Origin of the sequence: Lactobacillus sp. UMNPBX15 (assembly GCF_002553785.1) — a bacterium.
Lineage (GTDB): Bacteria > Bacillota > Bacilli > Lactobacillales > Lactobacillaceae > Lactobacillus > Lactobacillus crispatus.
Genome location: NZ_PCYV01000056.1, coordinates 1 through 4,764, shown reverse-complemented (window position 1 = coordinate 4,764; position 4,764 = coordinate 1). Strand labels below are relative to the sequence as shown.

At 35.1% G+C, this 4,764-nt stretch carries 3 protein-coding genes; 1 reads left to right on the top strand and 2 read right to left on the bottom strand.

Features of this window, described 5'->3' with window-relative positions:
* The first annotated feature begins 109 nt into the window (after window positions 1-109).
* Window positions 110-742: a phosphatase PAP2 family protein gene (locus CP366_RS10125; protein WP_061204700.1), complete on the top strand. Its 633-nt coding sequence runs from the start codon at window positions 110-112 to the stop codon at window positions 740-742.
* Between the two features lie 255 nt (window positions 743-997).
* Here CP366_RS10125 and mmuM read toward each other — a convergent pair whose 3' ends face one another.
* Both mmuM and CP366_RS10110 read right to left on the bottom strand, forming a co-directional pair.
* Window positions 998-1,987 carry a homocysteine S-methyltransferase gene (mmuM, locus tag CP366_RS10115; RefSeq protein ID WP_057727053.1) on the bottom strand — a complete coding sequence of 330 codons (990 nt, stop codon included), beginning with the start codon at window positions 1,985-1,987 and terminating at the stop codon, window positions 998-1,000.
* A gap of 150 nt (window positions 1,988-2,137) precedes the next feature.
* On the bottom strand, window positions 2,138-4,651 hold the full coding sequence (locus CP366_RS10110) for an excinuclease ABC subunit UvrA (RefSeq protein WP_089148117.1): 2,514 nt from the start codon (window positions 4,649-4,651) through the stop codon (window positions 2,138-2,140).
* Window positions 4,652-4,764: the final 113 nt, after the last annotated feature.

Here is a 4,764-nt window from a genome sequence, read left to right as displayed (position 1 = left end):
ATTAAAAAATCAATTTACGAGAAAGATCTATTTACACAAAAGATTTGACAGTTTCATATTCTATGATAAACTCATTATTGTTATAAAAATAAGTATAAACGAGGAAAAAATGCGCAAAAAAAATATTTATTCTATTTGTATCGGATTACCGATCTTTTTGATTCTTGCATTCTCTATTATGGCTCATGCAAGTTGGGTTACTGGCTTTGACAATTTCTTTGAAGGCTTAGTCCACAGTATTCCTAATCTGCAGAGCATTATGCATGCAATTACATTTTTAGCAGATACTAAAGTTGACTTAGTTTGGATGCTGTTGATAGCAGTCATTCTTTGGCTGAAAAAGCAGCGTCCTCTTTCGGCAAGTATTGTCATTTCACTAGTTACAGCTGATGCTTTTGGTTGGATTGTTAAACATATAATCCAACGGGCACGACCAGCTGCTCACTTAGCTGCTGATGATGGTTTCAGTTTTCCTAGTGGCCACACATTAGGAATGGCGATCATTGTTTTCTGGCTAATACTAATATTGATTCCAGCTTTAGTTAAAAATAAAACTGCTAAAATCTGGCTCACTGTTTTATTAGCTATTTGGCTTGTTTTAGTAATGATTTCAAGAGTTTATCTCTACGCTCACTGGCCAAGTGATGTTTGCGGCTCAGTTGCTATGGGCTTAATGTGGATTGGCTTAGTAGATGCAATTTGGGATAAAGTTACTCCACAAACAGACAAAAATAATTTTTAAGATTAAAAATAGTCGACGATAAGTCGGCTATTTATTTTGGGCAAAAAGAAAAAGTCACTAAGGAAAATGTCCTTAATGGCTTTTCTACACCTTCAAATTTCTTCCTATCAGCAGATGTCATAAGAAACATCTTGCTTAGCCTTTTCATCCTCGGAGCGCTCATCACACGCTCCGCTACTATAATATCAAATAAAAATAAAAAGATAAAGATTTTTACTTGATAAATTTTAAAAAAAGTATATGAATTCTTAAAAATCAAATTTGTATATTGCTATCATTTTTAACCTTTTTTAGCTCTGATTTAACTGATTTGCTTTTAGTATTGTTAATTGTCTTAAAAAAGGCGGAAATTTGGCCAATTTCTTTTTCGGTAGTCGAACAACAGCCACCTATTATTCTAGCACCATGTTCATACCACTCTTGACTTAACTTTTTAAAATCGAATTTTGCATTAAATGGAATCCAATTGCGCTCAAATTCGTTATAAACGCCACCCAAGTTAGGATAAATGACAATTTGTTTATCAGTAAAATCATGAATTTTATCAATCACTGCAGTTGCTAAAAACGGTTTAAAGCAATTGGCTCCAATCGCAAATACTTGATCATATTCATTAAGCTTTTGCACTACCCGCTTTAAAGGAGTGCCATCACTAATTTTAGTTGTATCATGCAATGTAAAACTTACATACACTGGAATTTCCGGAGCATTTTCCTTTAACCAATCTAAGATTGCTACAACTTCATCCAATTTAGGCTGAGTTTCAAGTGCGAGACAATCAGGTTTATTTGCCAATAAAATCTTCAATCGTGGTAAATGAAAATTAAGATATTCCTCCGTTGTTAGAGAATAATCTCCGCGAAATTCATCCCCTTGAGCTAAATATGCACCATAAGGTCCTACTGAAGCCGCTACATAATTATGAATTCCCGTTGTCTTTGCAAAATCATCACGGGCTTTTTTGGCAATTTGAACTGCATTAGTAATCAATTTAGTAGCCTGGTCTTGTGTAAAACCATGTTTTTCAAAAGCTGGGATATTTGCTTGATAAGTATCAGTAATTGCCATCTGGGCTCCAGCCTTAAAATAATTCATATGTACTTGATAAATTTGAGCAAGATTATGTTCTAATGCAATTGCTGTCCAAAGTTCATTATTTGTATCAATGCCTAACTTCTCAAGAGCTGTAGACATTGCACCATCTAAGATTAATCCTCGATCACGGATCTGTTTGAGCAAATTCATTTTTCTCACCTTAGTATAAATTGAGTAGACAGTTAATATATATTTAATATTACATTAATCTTAGATCTGTTTCAAATATTATTTCTTCCTATGTCTTATTTTTTAGCTACAGTTTGCTATAAATTTATTTAATGATATTTTCATATAATATTAAAATAGATTTTTGAAATCATGTAAATAATTAGCCAAATAGTGTGCCGTTAAACTTTCAGGCTTTTGCTTTAATTCTAAAGGCTTACCCTCTTGGACAATCCGACCACCGTTTTTACCACCACGTGGGCCTAAATCAATCATGTAATCACAATTGACAATTAAATTTAAATCATGAGTGATTGTAATAATGGTAGCTCCCTGATCTAACAACTTTTGCATTACTTGGACCAGAACCTTCACGTCAAGAGGATGCAAGCCAATCGTAGGTTCATCGAAAACAAACAATGTATCATTTTGTTTATGACTAAGATGAGTAACAAGTTTAAGGCGCTGAGCTTCTCCACCTGACAAAGTTGGTGTATCTTCTCCCAAATGTAAGTAATCCAAGCCTACTTCTTTTAACAATTTTAACTCTCGTTCAATCTTAGGCACTTTAACAAAAATCGGTAGAGCTTCATTAACATCTAGATTTAGGACATCAACAATTGACAGATCATGCCACTTCACCTTTTGTACATCTTGATTATAACGATCACCATGACAGGTTGGACAGACTTGTTGCATATCTGGTAAAAATTGGATGTCAAGAGTCACAATTCCTGTACCACCACAAGTAGGACAAGCTCCTTGTTTATTATTATATGAAAACCAACTTGGCGTATAATGCTTCTTTTTAGCGAGTGGCTGACTAGCATATAACTTTCGTAAATTGTCCATAATTGAAGTATAAGTTGCTACAGTTGACCGAGTACTTTTACCAATTGGAGATGCATCAACACTTACTACATTTGAAATTGGGCTAGAAAAGCTACTAATTTGTTTTGGCAATTTTTCACTTTTGCTTTTTGCTATAATAGCGGGCACTAAACTATCCAAAATCAAACTAGTTTTACCGGCACCTGAAAAACCAGTTACTGCAGTTAATTGGTTTAGTGGGATTTTAGTTTTTACATCATGTAAATTAAAATATTGCTTTACTTCAAATGAAATAGAATCGGAATTTATTTGATTGGCTGGCTCTCTGGCAAGTAGCTTAGCACTGCCATCCAAATATGGTCGAATTAAAGAATGCTGATCATGTTTGATTGCAGTAATTGAACCTTGATCCAAAATCTGACCACCTTTTTTACCTGAACCTGGTCCAATCTCAATTACCTCATCAGCTGCTTTAATAATGTCAACATTATGATCAACAACTACTAATGAATTGCCCTGAGCAACTAATTTTCGTAAAACCTTAATTAATCCTGCAACATTAGCAGGATGGAGACCAATAGAAGGCTCATCCAAGACATATAAAACTCCAGTAGTTTCAGTACGTAATGTTCTTGCTAATTGAATTCGTTGCAATTCACCTGTCGATAAGGTATTTCCACTTCTAGCCATAGTCAAATAGTCTAGCCCTAAGTCTAATAATGGTTGCAAATTATCCAAAAACTCCTGAATAATCGAATGAGCCATTTTATGCATATTAGTTGGTAAAGTTGCTTGCACATCTTTAACCCAGGTAACTAAATCACCTAACTGCATTTCGGCCACCTGATTAATATTTTGCTTACCGATCAGCTGTTGTAACAATTCTGGTTTCAAACGACTACCATGACAAAGTGGACAAGTCGAATAAGTAAAGAATTCGGCTATTCTTTTTTGCGCACGTTCTGATTTGCTGCTCTTTGCTGAGCGGTAAACGGCTTGCCGAGCATTTTCATATAAGGCATTAAAATCATGAAATACCCTGCCAGTTCCTGATAAAAAGTCCATTTTATATTTCTTTTCAGGACCATTTAAGACAAAATCTTTTTCTTTATCAGTAAGATCTTTATAAGGAATGTCGATCCTAACACCAGCATGCTCTGCAACGTTAGGCATAAAGTTCCGTCCTGGCAAGCTCCAAGATGCAACTGCACCATCTTTAATTGACAAATTTTCATCCGTAATCAGTTTAGATTCATCTAGTTGCCGTACCTTACCAGTTCCACCACACTCAGTACATGCACCATCTGAATTAAAAGCAAATTGTTCGGCACTTGGTGCATAAAATTTTACACCACAGACTGGACAAGTTAATTGTCCCATTTGCTCACCTGACATACTCATTGCCTTTGCAATTGCCAAACTCGGCTTCAAGCGGTGTCCATTAGGACAAACTGGAGAACCCAAACGAGAAAAAATTAAGCGTAAAACATTAAAAGTCTCACTCATGGTTCCTACTGTAGCTCGCTCATTTGGTACACTTGGACGCTGCCGTAAAGCTAATGCGGAGGGAATATGTTTGACGCTAGTTACATCAACTTGATTTCCCTGTTTAATTCGCCTACGCATATAAGTTGACAGAGCATCAAGATAGCGTCTTGAACCTTCTTCATAAAGAATCCCCATTGCTAGTGATGATTTTCCTGAGCCTGACAGTCCTGAAATTGCTACAAATTTATTCAAAGGAATGTCAACGTCAATATTCTTTAAGTTATGTACTCGTCCGCCACGAACTTCAATTTTCGTTGGAATCGTCATTAAATATCCCCTTTCCATATTTAGTCATTATCTCTTTTAATCTATAATCATGAATTACGAAACTGTCAAATCTTTTGTGTAAATAGATCTTTCTCGTAAATTGATTTTTTAAT